The 22,825-nt window shown below is 74.7% G+C and carries 21 protein-coding genes; 12 read left to right on the plus strand and 9 right to left on the minus strand.

The features are described 5' to 3' along the window. Positions 1 to 7 precede the first annotated feature (7 nt). Positions 8 to 991, plus strand: a complete 984-nt coding sequence (locus ACIP5M_RS24905) for a DUF3068 domain-containing protein (protein ID WP_401200767.1) — start codon at positions 8 to 10, stop codon at positions 989 to 991. On the opposite strand, the gene ACIP5M_RS24910 is transcribed toward ACIP5M_RS24905, so the two are convergent. Continuing rightward, positions 981 to 3,836 carry an ATP-dependent RNA helicase gene (locus tag ACIP5M_RS24910; protein ID WP_401200769.1) on the minus strand — a complete coding sequence of 952 codons (2,856 nt, stop codon included), beginning with the start codon at positions 3,834 to 3,836 and terminating at the stop codon, positions 981 to 983. The two genes, ACIP5M_RS24905 and ACIP5M_RS24910, sit on opposite strands and share 11 nt — an antisense overlap. Positions 3,837 to 3,842: 6 nt before the next feature. After that, positions 3,843 to 4,691, minus strand: a complete 849-nt coding sequence (locus tag ACIP5M_RS24915) for a class I SAM-dependent methyltransferase (protein ID WP_401200771.1) — start codon at positions 4,689 to 4,691, stop codon at positions 3,843 to 3,845. A gap of 353 nt (positions 4,692 to 5,044) precedes the next feature. Here ACIP5M_RS24915 and rpsA point away from each other — a divergent pair, with 353 nt between their 5' ends. From rpsA to ACIP5M_RS24935, 4 genes are all read left to right on the plus strand, one after another. After that, positions 5,045 to 6,553 (plus strand): 30S ribosomal protein S1, encoded by a 1,509-nt coding sequence (rpsA, locus tag ACIP5M_RS24920; protein ID WP_030010959.1) that lies wholly within the window; start codon positions 5,045 to 5,047, stop codon positions 6,551 to 6,553. A 196-nt stretch (positions 6,554 to 6,749) separates the two neighbouring features. Beyond that, entirely contained in the window at positions 6,750 to 7,688 is a 939-nt protein-coding gene (locus ACIP5M_RS24925) for a PAC2 family protein (RefSeq protein WP_401201156.1), read from the plus strand. Positions 7,689 to 7,736: 48 nt separating this feature from the next. Further along, positions 7,737 to 8,360 (plus strand): dephospho-CoA kinase, encoded by a 624-nt coding sequence (gene coaE / locus ACIP5M_RS24930; protein WP_401200774.1) that lies wholly within the window; start codon positions 7,737 to 7,739, stop codon positions 8,358 to 8,360. Between the two features lie 75 nt (positions 8,361 to 8,435). Next, positions 8,436 to 8,837 (plus strand): tetratricopeptide repeat protein, encoded by a 402-nt coding sequence (locus ACIP5M_RS24935; protein ID WP_401200777.1) that lies wholly within the window; start codon positions 8,436 to 8,438, stop codon positions 8,835 to 8,837. Between the two features lie 17 nt (positions 8,838 to 8,854). On the opposite strand, the gene ACIP5M_RS24940 is transcribed toward ACIP5M_RS24935, so the two are convergent. Both ACIP5M_RS24940 and ACIP5M_RS24945 read right to left on the minus strand, forming a co-directional pair. Beyond that, positions 8,855 to 9,115 carry a DUF6343 family protein gene (locus tag ACIP5M_RS24940; protein WP_401201160.1) on the minus strand — a complete coding sequence of 87 codons (261 nt, stop codon included), beginning with the start codon at positions 9,113 to 9,115 and terminating at the stop codon, positions 8,855 to 8,857. 67 nt (positions 9,116 to 9,182) lie between these two features. Next, on the minus strand, positions 9,183 to 9,797 hold the full coding sequence (locus ACIP5M_RS24945) for a hypothetical protein (RefSeq protein WP_401200779.1): 615 nt from the start codon (positions 9,795 to 9,797) through the stop codon (positions 9,183 to 9,185). 172 nt (positions 9,798 to 9,969) lie between these two features. On the opposite strand from ACIP5M_RS24945, the gene ACIP5M_RS24950 reads away from it, so the two are divergent. The 3 genes from ACIP5M_RS24950 to ACIP5M_RS24960 all read left to right on the plus strand — a co-directional run bounded on the left by ACIP5M_RS24950 (position 9,970) and on the right by ACIP5M_RS24960 (position 15,670). Then, positions 9,970 to 11,457: a helix-turn-helix domain-containing protein gene (locus ACIP5M_RS24950; RefSeq protein ID WP_401200782.1), complete on the plus strand. Its 1,488-nt coding sequence runs from the start codon at positions 9,970 to 9,972 to the stop codon at positions 11,455 to 11,457. Positions 11,458 to 11,630: 173 nt separating this feature from the next. Next, complete coding sequence (locus ACIP5M_RS24955) at positions 11,631 to 14,468, plus strand: SNF2-related protein (protein ID WP_401200783.1); 2,838 nt, start codon at positions 11,631 to 11,633, stop codon at positions 14,466 to 14,468. Then, on the plus strand, positions 14,465 to 15,670 hold the full coding sequence (locus tag ACIP5M_RS24960; RefSeq protein ID WP_401200786.1) for an SWIM zinc finger family protein: 1,206 nt from the start codon (positions 14,465 to 14,467) through the stop codon (positions 15,668 to 15,670). Before ACIP5M_RS24955 ends, ACIP5M_RS24960 begins: the two co-directional genes overlap by 4 nt. Here ACIP5M_RS24960 and ACIP5M_RS24965 read toward each other — a convergent pair. Beyond that, positions 15,651 to 16,199, minus strand: coding sequence for a hypothetical protein (locus tag ACIP5M_RS24965; RefSeq protein WP_401200788.1), 549 nt, complete (start codon positions 16,197 to 16,199; stop codon positions 15,651 to 15,653). The genes ACIP5M_RS24960 and ACIP5M_RS24965 overlap by 20 nt on opposite strands. Before the next feature lie 127 nt (positions 16,200 to 16,326). Between ACIP5M_RS24965 and ACIP5M_RS24970 the strand changes: the two genes are divergently transcribed. Then, positions 16,327 to 17,010 carry a chaplin gene (locus ACIP5M_RS24970; RefSeq protein WP_401200791.1) on the plus strand — a complete coding sequence of 228 codons (684 nt, stop codon included), beginning with the start codon at positions 16,327 to 16,329 and terminating at the stop codon, positions 17,008 to 17,010. Here the strand turns inward: ACIP5M_RS24970 and ACIP5M_RS24975 are convergent. Then, entirely contained in the window at positions 17,003 to 17,659 is a 657-nt protein-coding gene (locus tag ACIP5M_RS24975; protein ID WP_401200794.1) for a DUF2293 domain-containing protein, read from the minus strand. The genes ACIP5M_RS24970 and ACIP5M_RS24975 overlap by 8 nt on opposite strands. A 140-nt stretch (positions 17,660 to 17,799) precedes the next feature. Here ACIP5M_RS24975 and ACIP5M_RS24980 point away from each other — a divergent pair, with 140 nt between their 5' ends. Then, positions 17,800 to 18,189 (plus strand): cupin domain-containing protein, encoded by a 390-nt coding sequence (locus ACIP5M_RS24980; protein WP_401200797.1) that lies wholly within the window; start codon positions 17,800 to 17,802, stop codon positions 18,187 to 18,189. Between the two features lie 42 nt (positions 18,190 to 18,231). Beyond that, the gene (locus ACIP5M_RS24985) at positions 18,232 to 18,876 is read left to right on the plus strand and encodes a uridine kinase (RefSeq protein WP_401200799.1); all 645 of its coding nucleotides are present in this window, start codon (positions 18,232 to 18,234) and stop codon (positions 18,874 to 18,876) included. A 22-nt stretch (positions 18,877 to 18,898) separates the two neighbouring features. Here ACIP5M_RS24985 and ACIP5M_RS24990 read toward each other — a convergent pair whose 3' ends face one another. Both ACIP5M_RS24990 and ACIP5M_RS24995 read right to left on the minus strand, forming a co-directional pair. Continuing rightward, positions 18,899 to 19,861 (minus strand): carbohydrate kinase family protein, encoded by a 963-nt coding sequence (locus tag ACIP5M_RS24990; protein ID WP_401200802.1) that lies wholly within the window; start codon positions 19,859 to 19,861, stop codon positions 18,899 to 18,901. Next, a complete protein-coding gene (locus ACIP5M_RS24995; RefSeq protein WP_401200805.1) occupies positions 19,858 to 20,802 on the minus strand; it encodes a pseudouridine-5'-phosphate glycosidase in 945 nt (314 codons plus the stop codon). Before ACIP5M_RS24995 ends, ACIP5M_RS24990 begins: the two co-directional genes overlap by 4 nt. Before the next feature lie 245 nt (positions 20,803 to 21,047). Here ACIP5M_RS24995 and ACIP5M_RS25000 point away from each other — a divergent pair, with 245 nt between their 5' ends. Continuing rightward, positions 21,048 to 21,443 carry a cupin domain-containing protein gene (locus tag ACIP5M_RS25000; RefSeq protein WP_401200808.1) on the plus strand — a complete coding sequence of 132 codons (396 nt, stop codon included), beginning with the start codon at positions 21,048 to 21,050 and terminating at the stop codon, positions 21,441 to 21,443. Here the strand turns inward: ACIP5M_RS25000 and ACIP5M_RS25005 are convergent. Then, positions 21,433 to 22,740, minus strand: a complete 1,308-nt coding sequence (locus tag ACIP5M_RS25005; RefSeq protein ID WP_401200811.1) for an MFS transporter — start codon at positions 22,738 to 22,740, stop codon at positions 21,433 to 21,435. The genes ACIP5M_RS25000 and ACIP5M_RS25005 overlap by 11 nt on opposite strands. Between the last annotated feature and the right edge of the window lie 85 nt (positions 22,741 to 22,825).

Here is a 22,825-nt window from a genome sequence, read left to right on the forward strand (position 1 = left end):
GCCCGGAATGCGACGCAGAGCGAGTCTTGTCCTGCTGGCACTGGCCGTCTTCTTCGCGGCCCTGGCGCCGCTGCTGCGCTGGTACGCGTACCCGCGCCTCGCCAAGATCCCGCCGAACCAGTACCAGGAGGTGGTCCTGGAGGCGAAGGACGCCACCCTCCTCGACTACTTCAACGGCATGCAGCCCAAGAAGGTCGACAAGGTCACGATCGTCCAGACCCTCAAGGGCAACGTGGAGGCGTCGAAGGAGATCGAGGCGAGCGGGGGCAAGGACGTCGTCGTGTGGGACACGCTGACGCACATCATCGACCCGGACGGGAAGATGGTCTCCCAGATCCCCGAGCGCTACATCTTCGACGCACACACCCAGGACCCGGTGCACGCCACGGGCGAGATGGTCGACGGGGACGCCGTCAAGCGCGAGGGCATCGAGTTCAAGTGGCCGTTCTTCACCGAGCCGCGCGACTACCTGTACTTCGACGCGCAGACCCGTACCTCCTCGCCGATCCACTACGTGGGGCCGCGCAGGTTCAAGGGCATGGACGTCTACTACTTCGAGCAGACCGTCCCCTGGACCAAGGTGCCCATGCCGAAGAAGATGCCGATCGAGGGCATCGACCCGGCGACGATCGAGGCGACCACCGGCACCACGCTCTGGTACACGACGAAGGCGATGTTCTGGGTCGACCCGGTGACCGGCGCCCCGGTCAACGCCGAGCAGGAGATCCGGCAGGAGATGCGCGGCGGGATCGCGGCGGGCGGACCCGACGGCAAACTCACCGCCTTCGCCGGGCACGTAAAGATGCGCGAGGACTACAGCGACTACACCGTCGACCTCGTCAAGTCGAACCGTACGAAGGTCCTCGCGCTGCACACCTACGCGCCGATCGGCCTGGCGGCCGGCGGGCTGGCGCTCCTGGGGCTGGCGCTGTGGCTGGAGGCGCGCGGCCGCCGCGGACCGGAGGCGGAACCGGACGGGCTCAGCGCCTGAGCCGGGCGTTGGTGTGGCGCGTGGGTGGGGCGCCGGCCGGGTCCTCCGGCCAGGGGTGCTTGGGGTAGCGGCCGCGCAGCTCGGCGCGGACGGCCCGGTAGCCGTCCTGCCAGAAGGAGGCGAGGTCGGCGGTGACGGCGGCGGGCCGCCCGGCGGGCGACAGCAGGTGCACCAGCACGGGCACGCCCGCCACCTTCGGCGTCTCGGCCAGTCCGAACAGTTCCTGGAGCTTGACGGCGAGCACCGGCTGGCCGTGCTCGGCGGAGTAGTCCACCCGGATCCGGGAACCGCTCGGCACCTCCAGCCGTTCCGGAGCCAGCTCGTCCAGGCGGGAGGCCTCGCCGGTGGCCCAGGGCAGCAGCCGGTTCAGGGCCTGCCCGGCGTCGATCCGCGCGAGGTCCGCGCGGCGCCGGGCCCGGGAGAGCTCGGGTTCCAGCCAGTCGTCGGCGCGGTCCAGCAGGGCGCCGTCGTCGGCGACGTCGGGCCAGGCGCCGCCGAGCGTCCGGTGCAGGAAGCCGAGGCGGGCGCGCAGGGCCTGGGCGTCGGGGGACCAGCGCAGCAGGCCGAGGCCCTCGGCGCGGAGTCCCTGGAGCAGCGCGGCCCGCACCAGGGCCGGGTCGGGGTCGCGCAGCGGCCGCACGGCCAGCTCGATCGCCCCGAGCCGGTCCGCTGCGCGGGCGACGAGGTCCCCGTCCTCCCAGCGGACCTCCTCGGCGGCCGTGCGGAGGTGTCCGGCAGCGGCCAGGGCGGTGTCCTCGTCGATGACGGCGGCCAGCCGGACGCGGGCGGAAGCGGAGTGGGGGGCGCGGTCGGCGACGGCCACGGCCAGCCAGGGCGCGCGGCGCAGCGCTGATCCGTCGCCGAGCTCGGCGCCCGTCCCGGAGGCCATGAGGAAGGCCCCCTCGCCCTTGGCCCTGGCGACGCGCTCCGGAAACGCCAGGGCCGCGACGAGCCCAGCGGCCGCGTCGTCGGAGAGTTCCCCCACCCCGCCCCTTCCCGAAGCCGTGGACTCCGCCCCCGTACCCCCGCCAGGCTCCGCCCGGACCCGCGCCTCAAACGCCGGCGGGGCTGGATGTGGCTGGGGTTGGATGGCTCGCAGGGCAATTCCAGCCTCGCCGGCGTTTGAGGCGCGGGGGTTCGGGGGCGGAGCCCCCGTCGGTTCCGGGGCGGAGCCCCGGGGGCGGCGGCCGGGGTCGCAAGCCCCGGTTTCGGGAAGGGGCGGGGTGGGGGAGAGCCCCGCAGGGTCCTGGGCCGGGCACAGGGCGGAGGCTCCGGGTGCGGACGTGAGGTCGGACGCGGGGCCCCCGGGTGCGGAGGGCTGCGCAGGGGCGGCGGCCGCGCGCTCCAGCCGGCGGGACTCCGCGCGCCAGCGGGACGCGTAGGCATCGCCGCCCCGCCGGGCCTGACGCCAGGCGCCGGCCAGGTCGTCGCCGTACTCCCGCGGCGGCTCCTCGCTCAGCAGCGCCACCACCTCCGCCGCCCGCCGCGAGCCGAGGGCGGCGGAGCCGTCCAGGAGGGCCCGGGCCAGCCGGGGGTGCAGCCCCAGCCGGGCCATGCGCAGCCCCCGCGGGGTCGGGCGGCCCGCGCCGTCCACCGCGCCCACCGCGAGCAGCACGTCCCGCGCCGCGGCCATCGCCCCGGCCGGCGGCGGGTCGAGCAGGGCCAGGCCCGAGGCGTCCGGGTCGCCCCAGCAGGCGGCCTGGAGGGCGAACTGCGCCAGGTCGGCGATGCGGATCTCGGGGGAGGGGAACGCGGGCAGGCGGCCGTCCTCGGCCTCCGGCCAGCAGCGGTAGACCGTGCCCGGCGCCTCACGCCCGGCCCGCCCCGCCCGCTGGCGCCCGGCCGCGCGGGAGGCCCGTACGGTGGCCAGCGCGCCCAGCCCCCGCGCGTGGTCCACGCGAGGCTCGCGGGCCAGCCCCGAGTCCACCACCACCCGTACCCCCGGCACGGTCAGGCTCGACTCGGCCACGGCGGTGGCGAGGATGACGCGGCGGTGTGCCGCGGGCGTGAGCGCCGCGTCCTGCACCGCGGCCGGGGCCCGGCCGTGGACCTGGAGCACCTCCGCGTCCACCCCGCCGAGCTGCCCGGCCACCCGGGCGATCTCCCCGACGCCGGGCAGGAAGCACAGGACATCGCCGGAACGTTCCGCCAGCGCCCGCCGCACCACCGAGGCCACGTGCGCCAGCTGCGCGGGATCCACGCGCATCCCGTGCGGCGGCCGCACCGGCCGGGCCGGCGGGGCCCACACCGTCTCCACCGGGTACGACACCCCGGCCGCCTCCACCACCGGCGCGCCCCCCAGCACCCGGGACCAGCCGGCCGCGTCGGTCGTCGCCGAAGCCGCCACCAGCCGCAGCTCCGGGCGCAGGGTCTCCCGTACGTCCAGCAGGAAGGCGGCGACCGTGTCGGCGTCGAGGTGCCGCTCGTGGCACTCGTCCAGGATCACCACGTCCACGCCGGCCAGCTCCTGGTCGCGCTGGAGCCGCTGGAGCAGCACGCCGGTGGTGACCACCTCCACCACCGTCCCGGCGCCGGCCACCCGCTCCCCGCGCACCGTGAAGCCCACCGAGCCGCCGACCTCCTCACCCAGCAGCCAGGCCATGCGCCGCGCCGCGGCCCGGGCGGCGATCCGCCGCGGCTCGGCGACCACGACCCGCCGCCGCGGGCCGCCGCCCACCAGCCCGGCCAGCACCAGCGGCACCAGCGTGGTCTTGCCGGTGCCGGGCGGGGCACAGAGCACGGCGGTGCCGTGGGAGTCCAGCGCCGAGACGAGGGCGGGCACGGCCTCCCGTACGGGAAGCGCGTCGAGGGAGGCCTGGCGGATCCCGGAGGTCGGGCGCGTCAACGCAGCTCAGTCCCTCTCGCACACGAAGATCGCGGTGCCCGGGATGAGGTTGCCGCGCAGCGGGGACCAGCCACCCCACTCCTGGCTGTTCCATTCGGGCCACTCCGGCTCGACCAGGTCGACCAGGCGGAAGCCGCCCGCCACCACATCGCGGACCCGGTCCCCGATCGTGCGGTGGTGCTCCACGTACACGGCACGGCCCTCCTCGTCCTGCTCGACGTACGGGGTCCGGTCGAAGTAGGACGCGGCGACGGACAGCCCCTCGGGGCCGGGCTCGTCGGGGAAGGCCCAGCGGATCGGGTGGGTCACGGAGAAGACCCAGCGGCCGCCGGGGCGCAGGACGCGGTGCACCTCGCGCATCACGTTCACCGGGTCGGCGACGAAGGGGACGGCGCCGTAGGCGGAGCAGGCCAGGTCGAAGGAGGCGTCGCGGAAGGGCAGCCGGCCGGCGTCGGCCTCGACGAGGGGGACGTCCGCGCCGATGCGCAGGGCGTGCTGGAGCTGGCGGTGGGAGAGGTCGAGGGCCACGGGGCGGGCGCCCTGCGCGGCCAGCCAGCGCGAGCACTGCGCGGCGCCGGCGCCGATCTCCAGGACGTCCTTGCCCTTGAGGGAGGCGGCGGGGCCGAGCAGGGCCGCTTCCGCTTCGTCCAGCCCCTCCGGGCCCCATACGAAGCGGTCGTCGCCGAGGAAGGCGCCGTGCTCGCTCTGGTACTCGTCGGCGTTGCGGTCCCACCAGCCGCGGCTGGCCCGGCTGCTCTCCGCCTCGCCGGCGTCACGCCGGGTGGCCTCCGCGTCGTCCCCGGAGGCGGAATCCGCCTCGTACGCGTCTTCGGGGGCGTAGTCCTCTTGGTTCATGGGGCCCGTCGTCGTAGTCTGCGGATGTCTGCCGAGCGGAAGCAGGGACGTGCCATCACGGCGTCCCCGCCCACGAATTGTGCCGGTTGTGCGGCGATCTGCCGGGGGTGTCCGCCTTCGCGCATTGACCCTGTCCGGCCGCCCCCGTATGCTACAAGTTGCGCTGCGAGCCTGTGCTCCTCAGACCTAGCAGGCTGCGCTTGCATCTGTTGATGTCCCCTCGGTTTTCGAGGCCCCTCCGCTCCTCGCGGAAAGGGGGTCTCCTTGGCTGTCCGGCTTCGGCAGATGCCGATAAGGGCTCCCGGCGTAGCAGTACCTACGACTTTCTGTCCGTAACCGGAGCCCTTTCCCACATGACGAGCAGCACCGAGACCACCTCTACCACTCCGCAGGTAGCGGTCAACGACATCGGTAACGAGGAAGCCTTCCTCGCCGCGATCGACGAGACGATCAAGTACTTCAACGACGGCGACATCGTCGACGGCGTCATCGTGAAGGTCGACCGGGACGAGGTCCTGCTCGACATCGGTTACAAGACCGAAGGCGTGATCCCGAGCCGCGAGCTCTCGATCAAGCACGACGTCGACCCGAACGAGGTCGTCAAGGTCGGCGACGAGATCGAGGCCCTGGTTCTCCAGAAGGAGGACAAGGAAGGCCGTCTGATCCTGTCCAAGAAGCGCGCCCAGTACGAGCGCGCCTGGGGCACGATCGAGAAGATCAAGGAAGAAGACGGCATCGTCACCGGTACCGTCATCGAGGTCGTCAAGGGTGGTCTCATCCTCGACATCGGCCTCCGTGGCTTCCTGCCGGCCTCCCTCGTCGAGATGCGTCGCGTCCGCGACCTCCAGCCCTACGTGGGCAAGGAGCTCGAGGCGAAGATCATCGAGCTGGACAAGAACCGCAACAACGTGGTCCTGTCCCGCCGTGCCTGGCTGGAGCAGACCCAGTCCGAGGTCCGCCAGACGTTCCTCACCACCCTGCAGAAGGGTCAGGTCCGCTCCGGCGTCGTTTCCTCGATCGTCAACTTCGGTGCCTTCGTGGACCTGGGTGGCGTCGACGGTCTCGTCCACGTCTCCGAGCTGTCCTGGAAGCACATCGACCACCCGTCCGAGGTCGTCGAGGTCGGTCAGGAAGTCACCGTCGAGGTCCTCGACGTGGACATGGACCGCGAGCGCGTCTCCCTGTCGCTGAAGGCGACGCAGGAGGACCCGTGGCAGCAGTTCGCCCGGACCCACCAGATCGGCCAGGTCGTCCCGGGTAAGGTCACCAAGCTGGTTCCGTTCGGTGCGTTCGTCCGCGTGGACGAGGGCATCGAGGGTCTGGTCCACATCTCCGAGCTGGCCGAGCGCCACGTGGAGATCCCGGAGCAGGTCGTCCAGGTCAACGACGAGATCTTCGTCAAGGTCATCGACATCGACCTCGAGCGTCGCCGGATCTCGCTGTCCCTGAAGCAGGCCAACGAGTCCTTCGGTGCCGACCCGGCGTCGGTCGAGTTCGACCCGACCCTGTACGGCATGGCCGCGTCCTACGACGACCAGGGCAACTACATCTACCCCGAGGGCTTCGACCCCGAGACCAACGACTGGCTCGAGGGCTTCGACAAGCAGCGCGAGGCCTGGGAGACCCAGTACGCCGAGGCGCAGCAGCGCTTCGAGCAGCACCAGGCGCAGGTCATCAAGAGCCGCGAGGCCGACGAGGCCGCTGCCGCCGAGGGTGCTGCCGCCCCGGCCGCCGGTGGCAACGCCGGTGCGGGCATCTCGGGTGGTTCGTACTCCTCGGAGTCGGACGAGACCTCCGGCGCCCTGGCGTCGGACGAGGCCCTGGCCGCGCTCCGCGAGAAGCTGGCCGGCGGCCAGAGCTGATCGCAGCGCGCTTCACACTCCGGTGTGAGCCGAGCTGGTCGAGTTGAACGGTAAGGCCCGTCCCCTCAGGGGGGCGGGCCTTACCGCGTTTCCCCTCGCGTGATCCGTTGCGTTCCTGTGAATGCGGCCAACTGGGGAATGGTGACGGGGCCTTGGACGTTCTTCGCAGAGAACGCGGCGAGGAGGAGTGGTGACGGTGCTTGATCCACAGGGTTTGTACGAATGGGACGCCAAGGGTCTGGCGGTGGCCGACCTGGCGGTCGCCCAGGACTCGGCCGGGCTGGTCATGCTGTACCACTTCGAGGGGTACATCGACGCGGGCGAGGCCGGCGAGCAGATCGTGGAGCGGCTCCTGGACACCCTGCCCCACCAGGTGGTCGCCCGTTTCGACGCGGACCGGCTGGTGGACTACCGGGCGCGCCGCCCGCTGCTGACCTTCCAGCGCGACCACTGGACCGAGTTCGAGGAGCCCCGGCTGGAGGTCCGGCTCGTCCAGGACGCCACCGGAGCGCCCTTCCTGCTGCTGTCCGGCCCGGAGCCGGACGTGGAGTGGGAGCGCTTCGCCGTCGCCGTCCGGCAGATCGTCGAGCGACTCGGCGTCCGGCTCTCGGTCAACTTCCACGGCATCCCGATGGGCGTCCCGCACACCCGTCCCGTGGGCATCACCCCCCACGGCAACCGCACCGACCTCATGCCGGGCCACCGCAGCCCCTTCGACGAGGCGCAGGTCCCGGGCAGCGCGGAGTCGCTGGTGGAGTTCCGCCTGGCCCAGGCCGGGCACGACGTGCTGGGCGTCGCCGCGCACGTACCGCACTACGTCGCCCGCTCCCCGTATCCGGACGCCGCGCTGACGGTGCTGGAGGCGATCACGGCGGCGACCGGGCTGGTGCTGCCGGCCGTGGCGCACGCGCTGCGGACCGAGGCGCACCGTACGCAGACGGAGATCGACCGCCAGATCCGGGAGGGCGACGAGGAGCTGGTCGCCCTGGTGCAGGGGCTGGAGCACCAGTACGACGCGGCCGCGGGCGCCGAGACCCGGGGGAACATGATCGCCGAGCCTACGGAGATCCCGTCGGCGGACGAGATCGGCCGCGAATTCGAGCGGTTCCTCGCGGAGCGCGAGGGCGAGAACTGACGCGGAGGGGGCTGTAGGGGCGCCGGGGCCGGGGTCTAGGCTGCGGGCATGCTGAAAGTGGGCCTGACGGGCGGAATCGGTGCCGGCAAGAGCGAGGTCTCGCGGCTGCTGGCGGGGTACGGGGCGGTCATCGTGGATGCCGACCGGATCGCGCGGGAAGTCGTCGAGCCCGGCACGCCCGGGCTCGCGGCCGTGGTGGCCGCCTTCGGGGAGGCGGTGCTGACCGCGGAGGGGGCGCTGGACCGGCCGAAGCTGGGGTCGATCGTCTTCGCCGATCCCGCGAAGCTCCAGACCCTCAACGCGATCGTGCACCCGCTGGTCGGGGCACGGTCGGCCGAGCTGGAGGCCGCCGCGGGGGCCGACGCGATCGTGGTGCACGACGTGCCGCTGCTCGCGGAGAACGGCCTGGCGCCCCTCTACGACCTGGTCGTCGTGGTGGACGCGGCGCCCGGGACGCAGCTGGCGCGGCTGACCGCGCTGCGCGGGATGGCCGAGCAGGAGGCCCGGGCCCGGATGGCCGCGCAGGCCACCCGGGAGCAGCGGCTGGCGGTGGCGACCCTCGTGATCGACAACGACGGGCCGCTGGAGGCGCTGGAACCGCAGGTGCGCGCGGTGTGGGAGGAACTCACGGCGCGGGCGGCGAAGCGGGCCGTGGAGCAGGCGGCGGACTGACGCGGCTGACCCGGCCATGGAATAGCGGGCGCGCGGAGGAGCGTTGAACGCGGCCGCAGAGGGAAGGAACAGATCGTGTCCGACACCACGCCGCACTCCTCGCCGTCCCCGTCGTCCGGTGCGGCGAGCCCCGAGACGCACGTCATCGACTACCGGGCCGCCGAGCAGCTGCTGGCCGCTCGCGACCCGCGCGGTGCGGTCAAACTGCTCGACTCGGTCATAGCCGCCCACCCGGAGAACACCGCGGCCCGGCTGCTGCGCGCCCGCGCCTTCTTCGCCGCCGCCCAACTGCGTCCGGCGGAGCTCGAGTTCGAACTGGTGCTGGAGCGGGAGCCGGACAACGCCTTCGCCCACTTCGCGCTGGCCCGTACCCACGAGCGTTCCGGCCGGCCCGAGCAGGCCCGCAAGCACTTCCGGCTGGCCGCCGCGCTGGACCCGCAGCCCGAGTACCTCCAGGCCGCCCGTTTCGAGGACTGAGCCCCCGGGCGGCGGTCTCAACGGCTGCGGGGCGGCTCGTACGGCGGGATGTCCGGGCCGGGCTGGTAGTGCGGGCCCTGGTGGATGTGGTGCAGCACCACGGCCAGGTCCACGGTCACGATGACCGCCAGGACCCCGCAGGCGGCCGCCCAGCCGGGACGGTCGGCCAGTGAGAAGCCGGCCGTCCCGGCGACGGCCCAGATCAGCCCCCACACGCCCAGCCAGAACCGCAGCCGCAGCGGGCTGCGCGCGGTCACCGGCTCGTTTCCGGAACGCATGGCCATCGCCACCTCGCCTTGCCTGATGTCCATGGTCCCACTCCGCGGCGTGCGCGGGGCCGGCGTGCTACGGGTTGAGCTTGTTCACGGCGGTGGTGGTCGTCTTCTTGAAGGCGGGGACGGGGCCGTCGGAGAGGTTGCCCATCTGCCCCCACTTCACGACCGTCACCGTGGAGCCGTCGCGTCCGATGCCGTAGAGGTGTACGCCGGGCTCGGAGTCGGGGACCGAGGTGTGCACGCCGTACACGTGGGCGCCCTCCTCGACGGGCAGCCGGCCGTAGTCCTGCCAGGAGGCCGTGCCGCCGGGGGTGGCGCGCAGCCAGTCGGCCGCGCAGGCCGCGACCTTGCGCTCCAGGGCGGCGGCCAGCTTGGCGGCCGCCGAGGCCGAGGAGGACCGTACGGAGACCTGCACGGCGCCGGTGTCGAACTCGGTGCGGAAGGTGCGGTGCCAGCTGCCGGTCGCCGGAAGGGCGCCGTCCAGGCAGAACGGTGCGAACTCGGGCAGCCCCTTGGTGACCTTGTCGGCGTACCAGGCGGAGCCGGGGTGCGGTGGCAGGTCGGCGCCGGTGAGGAACCCGGGCGCGGTCGCGGCCGTGGCAGTGGCCGACCCCGTCACGACGAGGGCGGTGGCCGCCGCGAGGGCGGCGAGGGCGGTGGTGGCGGTGGCGGTGCGTCGGAACATGGTCGGTTCTCCCCGTTTCCATCGGTGCCTGGGCGTACGGCAAGAGCCTTGCCCCGAGGCGGGGTGTCGGGCCACGGATCGGGGCGGATTCGGGACACTGGAATGGCCGTACGTGCTGTCACCTGGGGGAACACCCCCAGCATGGAACGGAGTCGAGGGACGGGGGGACGCTGTGGGCGGGGACGTGGGCGAGGCGGAGCGGTTCGCGGGGCTGATGCGGGAGCTGAAGGAGCGCGCCGGGCTGAGTTACGGTGCGCTGGCGCGCAAGCTGCACACGAGCACCTCGACCCTGCACCGCTACTGCAACGGGGAGGCGGTGCCGGCGGAATTCGCGGTGGTGGACCGCTTCGCACGGGTCTGCGGGGCGTCCGCGGGGGAGGCGGCAAACCTGCACCGGGCGTGGCTGCTGGCGGACGCACGGCGACGGGAGGCGACCCGGGTGGTGCCGCAGGCGCGGGGGCGTGATGCGGCAGCGGGGCCGGGGCGTGGTGCGGCGCCGGACCAGGGGGCGGAGCGTGGTGCGGGTGCGGACCCTGGGCCGGAGCCGGAGCCGGAGCCGGAGCCGGAGCCGGAGCCGGAGCCGGAGCCGGAGCCGGAGCCGGGGCGCGGTGCGGGGCAGGCGCCGGGGGCGGAGCGCGGTGCGGGGCCGGGCCTGGGCCCGGTTTCCGTGCCCCGGCAGGGCCCGGGGTCCGAGCCCCGTGCGGAGCCGGAGGCCGAGGTCGCGGTGGTCGCCCGGCCGTCCTGGTACCGGCGGCGGGTGGGTGCGGCGGTCGCAGTGGGGGTGGCGGCGGGAGTGGTGGCCGTGGCGGCGCTGGCGGCGGCCGGGCCGGAGCGCGGTACACCGGCGGGCGCCGCAGGGCCCACCGCCCGCCCGGCCCCGACCACCTCCTCGGCGTCGATCCTGCCCGGGGCCCCCGCCACGTCGCCGTCGGCCGGAGCGTCCGGACCGGCCGACGGCCCCGCCGCCTCCCCGTCGGGGGAACCGACCCCGGGACCGGACTCCGCCTCCGCTCCGGCACGCCGGCCCACGCCCGCGCCGCCCGCTCCCGCCGTGCCGCTGAGGGCGGCGGTGCGGTCACACGTCTGGGCCGCGGGCTGCGATCACGCCTACCTGGCCGATCGGAACCCGGGCTCGGTACCCCCGCCGCCGGTGGAGGCGGACGCACCCGCCTGGGCCGCGGCCCAGGGCGCCGTGCACGCCGGAACGCAGATCGTGGAGGTCACGCTGCACGGCACGGGCGCGGGCAGCGTGGTGCTGGAGGACCTGGAGGTACGGGTGGCCGCGCGGCGCACCCCGCCCGCCTGGAACGTCTTCCAGATGTCGCAGGGCTGCGGCGGGGCGCTCACCCCGGCGGTCTTCGCGGTCAACCTGGACGCGCCGCGCCCCCTGGCCCGGCCGGTCGCGGGGAACGACGGCGACGGCACTATCCCGGCCCCCTCCTTCCCCCTGCGCGTCTCGGCGTCCGAGCCGGCCGTCCTGCGGGTGGAGGCCACCACCACGGGCTGCGACTGCGACTGGTACCTCGACCTCCGCTGGACCGGCCCGGCCGGCTCCGGCACCCTCCGCATCGACGACGCCGGCCGCCCGCTGCGCGCGAGCGCCGCCACCGGCCGACCCGTGTACGGCTATGCGACGGAACGGGGCCGCTGGGCACGCTGACCCGCAGCCTCCCCCCGGAGAGCCCGCCGGACAACGAGACGGGCCCGCAAGACCAGGCGGGCCCCGGCAGGAGCCGGCGGAAACACGCAGGTCAGGCCCGTTGTCAGTGGGCGCGCCTAGACTCGGCGGCAGAGGGGATCCTCATCGGTCGGGCAGCAGGGGAGGGGGACACAGTGACGACAGCACCGCAGTCGGGGGAGCCGCGCGCGCTGCTGCGCCATGCCGCCGTTTTCCTGCCCGCTGCCGTCCCCCGGGAGGGGCGCATCGCCTTCTGGGCTCCCGACGGGGACGCCCTGCCCGAGGCCGGTACGCCGGCGCCGCTCACCGTCGTCCGCCCGCACGGTGACGGGGTCCGCAGCCGGACCGTGCCCGCCGTGACCTTCTCCGTCACCGCCGCCCTGCCCCTGCTCGCCGGAGCGGCCCGCAGTCCCCTCGCGCATCCGGCCACCCGCGCCTGGGGCACCGCCGCCACGCAGGCGCTCACCCTGGTCGCCCGGGGCAGGCTGCTCCCCGGGCTGACCCCCGAAGGGGTCGACGCGTGGCGGGCCGGGCCGCTCGACGCCGCCGATGTCGACCATCTCCGCGCGGTCGCCGCCGCGCTGCCGTACGAGGGGTACGCGACCCCGCTGGCCGGCCGCCGCCCCCTGCACCTGCCCGAACCGGAGGCCCTGGTCCGCGCCTTCCTCGACGCCGTCGCCGACAGCCTGCCCCGCACCCCGGCCGCGGCCGTGGCCGCGGGCCGGCCGTTCGCCGCCCGGGAGCCGCAGCAGGTGCCCGGGATACGGGACTGGGCCGCGCAGGTCGCCGCCGGAGCCGATACGGGTGTCGGGATCTCGCTGCGGCTCGACCTGTCCTCCTTCCGCCTCTTCGACGAGGCCGAGGAGGCGGACACCCGCCGCGCGGGAGCCGCCGTCGTCCAGGTGCACAGCCTCGCCGACCCCACCCTGGTCACCGACGCCGGACAGCTCTGGGCGGGCACGGCGGCCGCCGGGTTCGGCCCCAGGGCCCGGATCGACGCCGTGCTCGCGCTGCGCCGGGCCGCGCGGGTCTGGCCGCCCCTGCTGCGCCTCCTCGACCAGCCGGTCCCCGATGCGCTGGCCTTGTCCGACCCGGAGCTCGAAGACCTGCTCGGCGCAGCCGCGAGCCGGCTGGCCGCCGCCGGGGTCCCTGTCCACTGGCCGCGCGAGCTGGCCCGTACGCTCTCCGCCACCGCCGTCGTACGGTCCACGGCGCCCGGCTCCGCCACCGACGGCACCGCCTTCTTCGACGCCGAACACCTCTTCGCCTTCTCCTGGGAGCTGGCGCTCGGCGGCGACCGGCTCACCCCGGGGGAGATGGACGCCCTCGCACAGGCCCACCGGCCCGTGGTGCGGCTGCGCGACCAGTGGGTGCGGGTCGATCCGGAGCTGGTGCGCAAGGCGCGCAAGCGGGACCTGGGGCTGCTGGACCCGGTGGACGCGCTGGCCACCGTACTGTCGGGCACGGCGCAGATAGAAGGAGAAGCGGTCGAGGCGGTTCCGGTGGGGGCCCTGGCCGCGCTGCGGGAGCGGCTGACCGCAGAGCAGGCCCCGCTGCCGCAGCCCGCCGCCCTCAAGGCCACCCTGCGCGACTACCAGGCGCGCGGCCTTGCCTGGCTGGACCTGATGACCTCCCTCGGGCTCGGCGGCTGCCTCGCCGACGACATGGGCCTGGGCAAGACCGTCACCCTGATCGCGCTGCACCTGCACCGGGACCGACCCGAGCCCACGCTCGTGGTGTGCCCGGCGTCCCTGCTGGGCAACTGGCAGCGGGAGATCGAGAAGTTCGCCCCCGGCACGCCGGTGCGCCGCTTCCACGGCGGCAGCCGCAGCCTCGACGACCTGACGTCCTGCGCCGGAGGGTTCGTGCTCACCACGTACGGGACGATGCGCGCCAGTGCGCCGCTGCTCGCGGAGCAGCGCTGGGGCATGGTCGTCGCCGACGAGGCGCAGCACGTCAAGAACCCGCACTCGGCGACCGCGAAGGCGCTGCGCACCGTGCCGGCCCCGGCCCGGGTCGCGCTGACCGGCACGCCCGTCGAGAACAACCTCTCCGAGCTGTGGGCGCTGCTCGACTGGACCACGCCGGGCCTGCTGGGTCCGCTCACCACCTTCCGGGCCCGCCACGCCCGCCCGGTGGAGCACCAGCAGGAGGAGGACGGCGGCAACGAGGCGGCGGTGGCCCGGCTGTCCGCGCTCGTCCGCCCCTTCCTGCTGCGGCGCAAGAAGTCCGATCCGGGGATCGCGCCCGAACTGCCGCCGAAGACGGAGACCGACCACCCCGTCTCCCTCACGCGCGAGCAGGCCTCGCTCTACCAGGCGGCGGTGGACGAGGCGATGGCCGTGATCGAGTCGAGCGAGGGCATGGAGCGGCGCGGCATGATCATGAAGCTGCTGGCCTCGCTCAAGCAGATCTGCAACCACCCCGCCCAGTACCTGAAGGAGGAGCAGCCCCGGATCCCGCACCGTTCCGGCAAACTGGCCCTGCTCGACGAGCTGCTGGACACGATCCTGGCCGAGGGCGGCTCGGTGCTGGTGTTCACGCAGTACGTGACGATGGCCCGCCTCATCGAGCGCCACCTCTCGGCACGGGGGATCTCCCACCAGCTCCTGCACGGCGGGACGCCCGTGGCGCGCCGCGAGGAGCTGGTGGACCGGTTCCAGGCGGGCGAGGTCCCCGTTTTCCTGCTCTCCCTGAAGGCGGCCGGCACCGGGCTGAACCTCACGCGCGCCGGGCACGTCATCCACTTCGACCGCTGGTGGAACCCGGCCGTGGAGGAGCAGGCCACCGACCGCGCCTACCGGATCGGCCAGACCCAGCCCGTACAGGTGCACCGGATCATCGCCGAGGGGACCGTGGAGGACCGGATCGCCGAGATGCTGGAGGCGAAGCGGGCCCTGGCCGATGCGGTGCTGGGCTCCGGGGAGTCGGCGCTGACCGAGCTGACCGACCGCGAGCTGGCCGACCTGGTCTCCCTGCGGAGGCCCGCATGATCACCGCGCGCGACGACCGCCGCCGCACCTTCGAGACCGTGCCCGCCGGGGTGGAGGCGGTCAGCTGGTGGGGCCGGGCCTGGGTGTCGGCCCTGGAGGAGGCCTCCCACGACACGGCCCGGCTGGCCCGGGGCCGCACCTACGCCGCCGAGGGGCACGTCGACGCGGTCACCGTCACCCCCGGCCGGATCGTGGCGTACGTACGGGGCAGCCGGCCCCGCCCCTACCGCACCGAACTGACCCTGCCCGCCTTCGCGGACGCCGAGTGGACCGAAGTCCTGGAGGAGGTGGCAGGCGACCCCGCAGCCCTCGCCGGCCTGCTGGAGCGGGAGGTCCCGCAGTCACTCGCGGCGACGATCCTGCCCGCCGCCGGCGAACTCCACCCGCACTGCTCCTGCCCGGACTTCGGACGTCCGCCGTGCAAGCACGCGGCCGCCCTCTGCTACCGGGCGGCCCGGCTCCTCGACGAGGACCCCTTCGTGCTGCTGCTCCTGCGCGGCCGCGGCGAGCGGGAGCTCCTCGACGAGCTCGCCCGCCGCAACGCCGCCCACGCCGCGCGCGAACAGCCCGATGCCTCCCCCGACTTCCCGGGCGTCCCGGCCCGGGCGGCGCTGGCCCGCACGAGCCTGCCACCGCTGCCCGCGCCGCTCGCCGCGCCCGCCGCGGCGGGACTCCCGCCCGCCTACCCGGCCGACCCCGCGGCGCCGGACCCGCTCGCCCTGGACCAGCTCGCCTCCGACGCCGCGGCCCGCGCCCTCGCCATCCTGACCACCGCCGAGGACCCGATGGCCGGGTTCGGCCTCTGGCAGGACGCCGTCCGGCTGGCCTCCGCGCACCCCACGGCCGGCCTCACCGGCGCCGCCCGCACCCTCTACCGGGACCTGGCCCGCGCCACGGGCCGCACCACCACCGACCTCGCCCGGGCCGCCGCGGCCTGGCGCCAGGGCGGCCGTCCCGCCCTGGCCGCCCTGGAAGAGCCCTGGGACCCGCCGGCCGGTCCCTTCGACCGGGCCCGGCCGGCCCTCCTCGCCGCCGCCGAGGGCTCCTTCCGCCCCGACCGCAACCGCCTCACGGCCGGCACCCGGCAGCTCCGGCTCGGCCGCGACGCCCTCTGGTACGCCTACGAGTCCCGCCCGGAGGCCGAGGACTGGTGGCCCACGGGACGCCCTTCCCCTGACCCGGTCACGGCCCTGCGGGGCTGATCCCGGCCGCCCAGCGCGTCAACGTGGCGAAGTCGCGGTCGCGCAGGCCGTGGCGGGGGTGGATGCGCAGCAGGAGCGCCGGAGTCGGGTGGTGGGCGGCCACCCAGGCGCGGTCGGCGGCGGTGATCATGTCGTCGACCCAGGCGAAGGGCCGGCCGGCCGCCCAGTCGAGGAGGGCCCGGGTCTTCCAGGACAGGCCGTCCGGGTCCCGCGCGAAGAGTTCCGGCCATTCGATGACGGGCAGATCACCCGGTAGTCCGATGTGCGGGGCGATCATCGTGTTGGCCTGGTGCGTCCAGGCGGTGGCCCAGGCGAGCTCGAACGGCAGGGCCAGCAGCCGGGGGCCGTGGGAGGGGTGGAGCCGTACCCGCGCGCCACGGCGGGCGCTGCGGGATTCCGGGTCGCGGTAGGAGAGCCAGACGTCCGGTTTCATCCGGTGGCTGGTGTAGCCGCGCAGGCGGGCGAAGGGGGCCCGGAAGGGGTTGAGCGGGCCGTCCACGTCGAGGAGGAGCAGCGGTCGTTCAGTCATGAAGTAGGCACTACCCAGTACACGATGGAGTGAAATGCCTACCGGCTCTATAACCCGAATGGGTTGGGCGCGTTGTTTCCGGTGCGGGCGCGATGCCCGTGAAACCCTCCGGAAGGCAGGAAATCTGATGCGTCACAGTCGTCGGAACGGCTTGATCGCGGCGGTGGTTGCGGGAGGTGGGCTGGCGGTCGCGGGTGTGGGCGGGTTCGCCTACGCGGACGCGGACGCGGACGGCCGGGCCGAACGGTCGCCGGGGCTGTTGTCCGGGAATCTGGTGCAACTGCCGGTGCACGTCCCGGTGAACGCGTGCGGGAACACCGTGAGCGTGGTCGGCGTGCTCAACTCGGCCGCGGGCAACAGCTGTACGAACGCGCATCCGGAGCCGCGGCCCTCGGATCCGTCGTCCCATCCCTCGCACCAGTCGAAACCCGGGACCGGCAATGCCGGCGGAGCCGTCGCGCAAGGGCGCGGAAAGGATTCACCCGGGCTGCTCTCCGGCAACGGACTCCAGCTGCCGGTCGACGTGCCCGTGAACATCAGCGGCAACGCGGTGAGCGTCGTCGGCGTCGGCAACGGCTCCCACGGGAACACCTCCGTCAACGGGGACACCCCCACCGGCGGCACGCCGTCCCAGCCGCCTGCCACCGAGCTGCCCGTGACTCCGCCCCCGCCCCCGGCCCCGCCCGCCCCGCCGCGGCCCGGCGAGTCCCTCGCCCACACCGGCGCCGCCGGAATCGGCTACCTGATCCCCGGCGGGGGAGCCATGCTGCTGGGCGGCGTGCTCCTCTACCGCCGCTTCCGGCTCAGCTAGGAAGCCGGCGCCAGCCGTCCAGGATGGCATCGATCTGCGCCGCCAGCCGGGCCCGGGCCGCGAACCGCGGGACACCTGCCATCAGCAGGGCGTCGTACTCGGTGTCGGTGTGCCGCACGGCGGCCCGTACCGCGACCGAGACCGCCAGTTCGTCGAGGGCTCGGCCGGCCGCGGTGCGGCCCACCCGCCCGCTGCCGCGCACCGAGGCGTGCGTGGCTATCGCCACCGCCCGCTCGGCCGGGCATCCGGGGAACAGCCGCACGATCTCGGCGGCGAAGGCCGCCGTGAACCGGGTGTCCTCGGCCGCCCGGCGCAGCCGGTCGCGTTCCCTGCGCCGCGCCCGCGCCTCGGCGTCCGCGAGGCAGGCGCGCTCCGCCCGGGCCAGGGCGGCATCCTCGACGAGGAGGCCCAGCCGCTCGTAGCGGCGGCGGCGCCGGTTGAAGCGGAGGACGACGGCACTCAGCGAACTCGCCTCACGGGAACGGCGGGTCAGCGCCGCGTCCCCGCGGGGGAGGTAGACCAGATGCCCGAGATCGGCGCAGTCCAGGCAGCGCGGGACGCCCGCCTCGCGCACCAGGTGCCGGAGCGGCCCCTGCCGGCACTCCGCACAGTGGATCTGCTTCAGAGACTCGAACACCACCAGGCTCATACCGATGTGATACCGCCGCCCGGGCCGCCTATCACCTGGAACGGGACGGAGGTTGCGGTTTCGCCAACTCCCGCTCGTCGGCCGGAAATCCACCTACCGTGACGCCAGCGGGCCGAGCGGTGGCCCGTGGAGGAGGGGACATGGGCGGACGGCAGGCGACGGCACGGCCTCCGAGGGCAGCGAACGCGGGCGATCTCGTCGGGCGGGAGATCGTCATCGAACCCGGCGGCTGCACCGGCTGGCACTACCACCGGGTGCCGCTGATCGCCCTCCTCAAGTCCGGGACGCTGACGCGGATCCTGCACGACCACACGGTCGTGGTGCACCACCCCGGCTCCACCTTCGTCGAGCCGGCCGGCATCCGGCACATCCATCTCGGGCGCAACCTGGGCACCGAGCCGGTCGTGCTCTACGTGACCTGCGCCCTGGCCGAGGACGACCCCCTGTCCATACCCGCGCCCGCCCGGGAGTGCCGGTGCGGCTCACACCGGCCGGCGCATCTTCCCGCGCACCCGGCAGAAGTCCCCTGAGGCCGCGTGCGGCCCGCCGGCTCCCTTACCGACAATGGGCTGGTGCAGTTGGAAGCGATCACATGGCAGCGGATGGCCGAGCGGCTCGCCGGTCACCTCGACGACCCCGACACCCCGCCCGGCGGGCGCGCTTGGCAGCGGGTGGGCATCGACGGAGCGCCGGCCGCCGGGACCGGCGTCCTCGCCGGGCACCTCGCCGACGCGCTGCGCACGCGCGGGCGGCCGGTCCTGGTGGTACCGGCCGAGGGCTTCCTGCGGCCCGCATCCCTCCGCTTCGAGTACGGCCGCGAGGACGTGGACTCGTACCTCGGCGGTTGGTACGACACGGCCGCGCTCTGGAGGGAGGTGTTCGGCCCCACCGACCCCGGCGGCACCGGCCGGGTGCTGCCCGACCTGTGGGACCCGACGACCGACCGCGCGACCCGCAGCCCCTACACCGAACTGCCGCCCGGCGGCGTGCTGGTCGTGCACGGCCCGCTCCTGCTGGGCCACTGGTTCCCCTTCGACCTCAGCGTCCACGTCCGGCTCTCCCCGGGCGCGCTCGCCCGCCGCACCGAGGAGTCCGCACGCTGGACCCTGCCCGCCTTCGAGCGCTACGAGGCGGACACCGACCCGGCCTCGGCCGCAGACGTACTGGTCCGCGCCGACGACCCCCGCCATCCCGCCTGGACCGGCATCCGCAGGTAGTGCCGTCGTACCCCTGTGTGGGTCAGGGCCTGCCGCCCAGTCGGGTGACGGCCAGCGCCGCCGTGTGGCAGCCGGCGCGGGCGGCCTCCACCGGGTCCGCGCCCGCCAGCCGGGCCGCGAGGAAACCGCCGGTGAACGCGTCCCCGGCGCCCGTCGAGTCCACCGCGTCGGCCGGCTCCGCGGCGACCTCGGCGGTGATCCGCCCCCGCTCGGCGACCAGCGCCCCCGCAGCGCCCCGCGTGACCACCACCAGCGGTATCCGGCGGCTCAGCTCCACGGCCGCGCGGGCCAGTCCGGCCGGCTCGGGCAGCCCCGCGAGCAGTTGGGCCTCGTCCTCGTTGGGCAGCAGTACGTCGGCACCCGCCACCGCGTCGAGGAACCGGCGCGGGCCCAGCGTGATCAGGAATCCGGCCGAGGCGGGGTCCACGCTCACCGGCACCCCCCGGCTGCGGGCCGCCCGCAGCGCGACCAGGGCCAGCTCCCGGCTGCTGTCGGCGAAGAACAGGTACCCCGACAGGTGCAGATGGGCCACCCCGTCCAGCAGGGACGGATGCCAGTCGCCGGGGCACAGCCGCAGGGCGGCCCCGCTGTCCGTCAGGAAGGTCCGCTCGGCGTCCTTGCCGACCAGCGCGACCACCGTCCCGGTCGGCTCCTCTCGGTCGACCACCAGCCGGGGCCGCACCCCCGCCTCCACCAGAGCCCGCTCGTGCCACCGGGCGGACTCGCTGCCCACCCGGGCCAGGAGCCGTACCTCCGCGGCCCCCGTCTGCGCCGCCCAGCAGGCCGCGTTGGCCCCGGCGCCGCCCGGCAGGGTCCGGATCCGGGCGGCCGTGTCCGTGGCCGGAGCCAGCGGTTCCGGGTGCACCGCCACCACGTCGGTCACCACGTCCCCGACGATCAGCAGCGCCCCCGGCCCGCCCGGCCGGCCCACCTCGCCCGGGCCGGAGCCGCTCCGGCCGGCCCCGCCCCGTCCCGGCCCGCTCATGCCCGCGCCGCCCAGGCCTCCGCGATCCGGGCCCCGAGCCGCACGTTGCCCCGTACGGCCGCCAGGTTCGCCTCCAGTGAGGCGCCGCCCGTCGCCCGTACCAGGAACCCCAGCAGGAACGGGGTCACCGCCTGGCCCGTGACACCCCGCTTCCGGCACTCCGCCAGCGCCTCGGCCAGCACCCGGTCGTGCAGCTCCGGATCCAGCTGCTCCTCCCGCGCCACCGGATTGGCCACCAGCAGCGCCGATTCAGGCCCCGCCAGCGCGTCCTGAGCGGCCATCACCGCCGCGATCTCCTCGGGCCCCTGCACCGTCCAGTCCACCGGCTCGCCCGAATCGGCCAGGTAGAAGCCGGGGAAGTGCTCGGTCCGATACCCCAGCACGCCCACCCCCAGCGTCTCCAGCCGCTGCAACGTGGCCCGCACGTCCAGGATCGACTTCACCCCCGCACAGACCACCGTGATCCGGGTCCGCGCCAGCAGGGAGAGGTCCGCCGACTCGTCCTGCGTCTGCGCCCACTCCCGGTGTACGCCGCCCAGCCCGCCCGTGGCGAAGACCCGCAGGCCCGCCCGCGCGGCCAGGAAGGCCGTCGCGGACACCGTCGTCGCCCCGGTCGCCCCCGTTGCCAGCGCGGGCGCCAGATCCCGGTGGCCGAGCTTGCGCACTCCCTCCCCGCCCGCGATCCGCTCCAGCTGCTCCTTGTCCAGGCCGGCGTACGCCACCCCGTCCACGACCGCGATCGTCGCCGGAACCGCACCCTCGGACCGGACCAGGGCCTCCAGTTCGAGCCCGACCGCCAGATTGCGGGGGCGGGGCAGGCCGTGCGCGAGGATCGTCGACTCCAGGGCCACCACCGGCCTGCGCCGGGCGAGTGCCTCGCGGACCTCTTCGGACAGGACCGGTCCGCCGGACGGGGATGCAGTTGCTGTGTGCTGTGACATGTCCCCATCCATGGCACGGGACGCACGCCCCCAAACGCGCTCCCGCCCCAGCCGTCACAACCTGTCCGAGTAGCGTTCCTGCCGGAGGCCCGGGACGTACAGGCCGCGCCGGCCGAAACCCTGTGGGTCCTGCGCCCGGGCGGCCTGCTCGCGGGGGGACTGGACAGGGTGACTCGCAGGCCGGGCGGTTGCTGGACGTTCCGCTGACCGCGCCGCGCGGGCGGGCCGGATTACGCTGACGCGCCATGAGCACCAGTGATCACACAGCGGCGGCGGCCGCCGAGCCGGCCCCCGCCTCCTTCGCCGTCTCCGTACCCGACGTCCCCGACTCCGAGCTGGAGGCCGAGGACCTCGACCCCGGCCAGATCGTCTCCGGCGCGCCGGTGGTGACGGGCAAGGTGCTGTGGGAGTCGGCGGACGGCAGGCAGGTGCGCGGGATCTGGCAGATCACCCCGGGCGTGGTCACCGACGTCGAGGCCGACGAGCTGTTCGTGGTGGTCAGCGGCCGCGCCACCATCGAGGTCGAGGGCGGCGGAACCCTGGAGGTGGGCCCCGGGAGCGCCTGCGTGCTGCGGGAGGGCGACAAGACGACCTGGACCGTGCACGAGACGCTGCGCAAGGCCTACCACATCAGCTACTGACCCCCTTGGCGGGCGCGGGCGCCGTCGCGGGGTGGCGGCGGGCGGTGAACAGCGCGAGCGCCGCCAGCGGCAGCAGCAGACCGGCGCCGATGGCGTTCAGCCAGCCGTAGCCCGCCTGGGCCATGACCAGACCGGCGGACGCGCCGCCCACGCCCGCGGCGGTGTTCATGGTCAGGTCGCTCAGGCCCTGTACGGCGGCCCGCGCGGGCTGCGGCACCGAGTCGGTCAGCAGCGCCGAACCGGAGACCATCCCGGCCGACCAGCCGAGGCCGAGCAGGAAGAGACCGGCGGCGCTCTGCGCGTGGTTCCCGGCGGCCGTGCCGGCGAGCAGCGCGGCGACCGACAGCAGCCCGGCCGCGAGGCCGATCACGGACAGCCTGCCGAGCCGGTCGGCGAGCCATCCCATGACCGGCGAGAAGGCGAACATGCCCGCGATGTGACCGCTGATGACGAGGCCGATGAGTTCCAGGCCGGCGCCGTGGTGGCCCAGGTCCATCGGGGTCATGATCATGATCGAGACCATGGTCGTGTGCGACACGGCGACGGTGACGAGGGCGAGCCGGGCCCGCGGGGATTCCCGGACGGCGGCGAACCCCGCGCGCAGCGAGCGGCCCGCGCGGGTCTGCTCCTCGGGCGCCGCCAGCGCCCGGGCGGTCAGCAACGGGTCCGGGCGCAGCAGTACGGCGATCAACGTGCCGGTGAGGACGAAGACGACGGCGGCCCACACGAAGGGGCCCGCCGTCTGGGGTATGGAGGTTCCGGCGAAGCTGTGGCTGGCGGGGGCGGACAGGTTGGGGCCGAGCACCGCGCCGATGGTGGACGCCCACACGACGACGGAGATGGCCCGGGCCCTGCGGTCCGGGGCCGCGAGGTCGGCGGCGGCGAAGCGGGCCTGGAGGTTCGCGGACGAGGCGGCGCCGAACGCGGCCATGCCGAGGAGCAGCAGCGGAAAGCTCTTGACGGTGGCGGCCAGCACCACGAGGGCCGCGCCGGCGGTACCGATCGCATAGGCCAGGACCAGCCCGGGGCGGCGGCCGCGTGCCGTCATCAGCGCCGCGAGCGGCAGCGACACCAGGGCGGTGCCGATCACGGAGGCGGTGGAGGCGAGGCCGGAGAGGGCCTCGGTGCCGCTGATCTCGGTCGCGAGGACGGGGGCCAGGGCGATGCTGATGGGCACGCCGAGCCCGCCGAGGATCTGGCTGGCGATAAGCACGGCGGAGGTGCGCAGCTGCAGCCGGGCCAGATCGGGCAGGCCGGCCGCTCGGGCCGTACGGTCCGTGCCGGGTGAGACGGTCACGCCGTACCCCCCCTTGACGGCTGCACGACCGGCTGCGCGAACGGCTGCGCGAGCCGCTGCGCGAGCGGGTGGGGCTGCGGGGCGG

Source organism: Streptomyces sp. NPDC088762 (assembly GCF_044750905.1).
Lineage (GTDB): Bacteria > Actinomycetota > Actinomycetes > Streptomycetales > Streptomycetaceae > Streptomyces.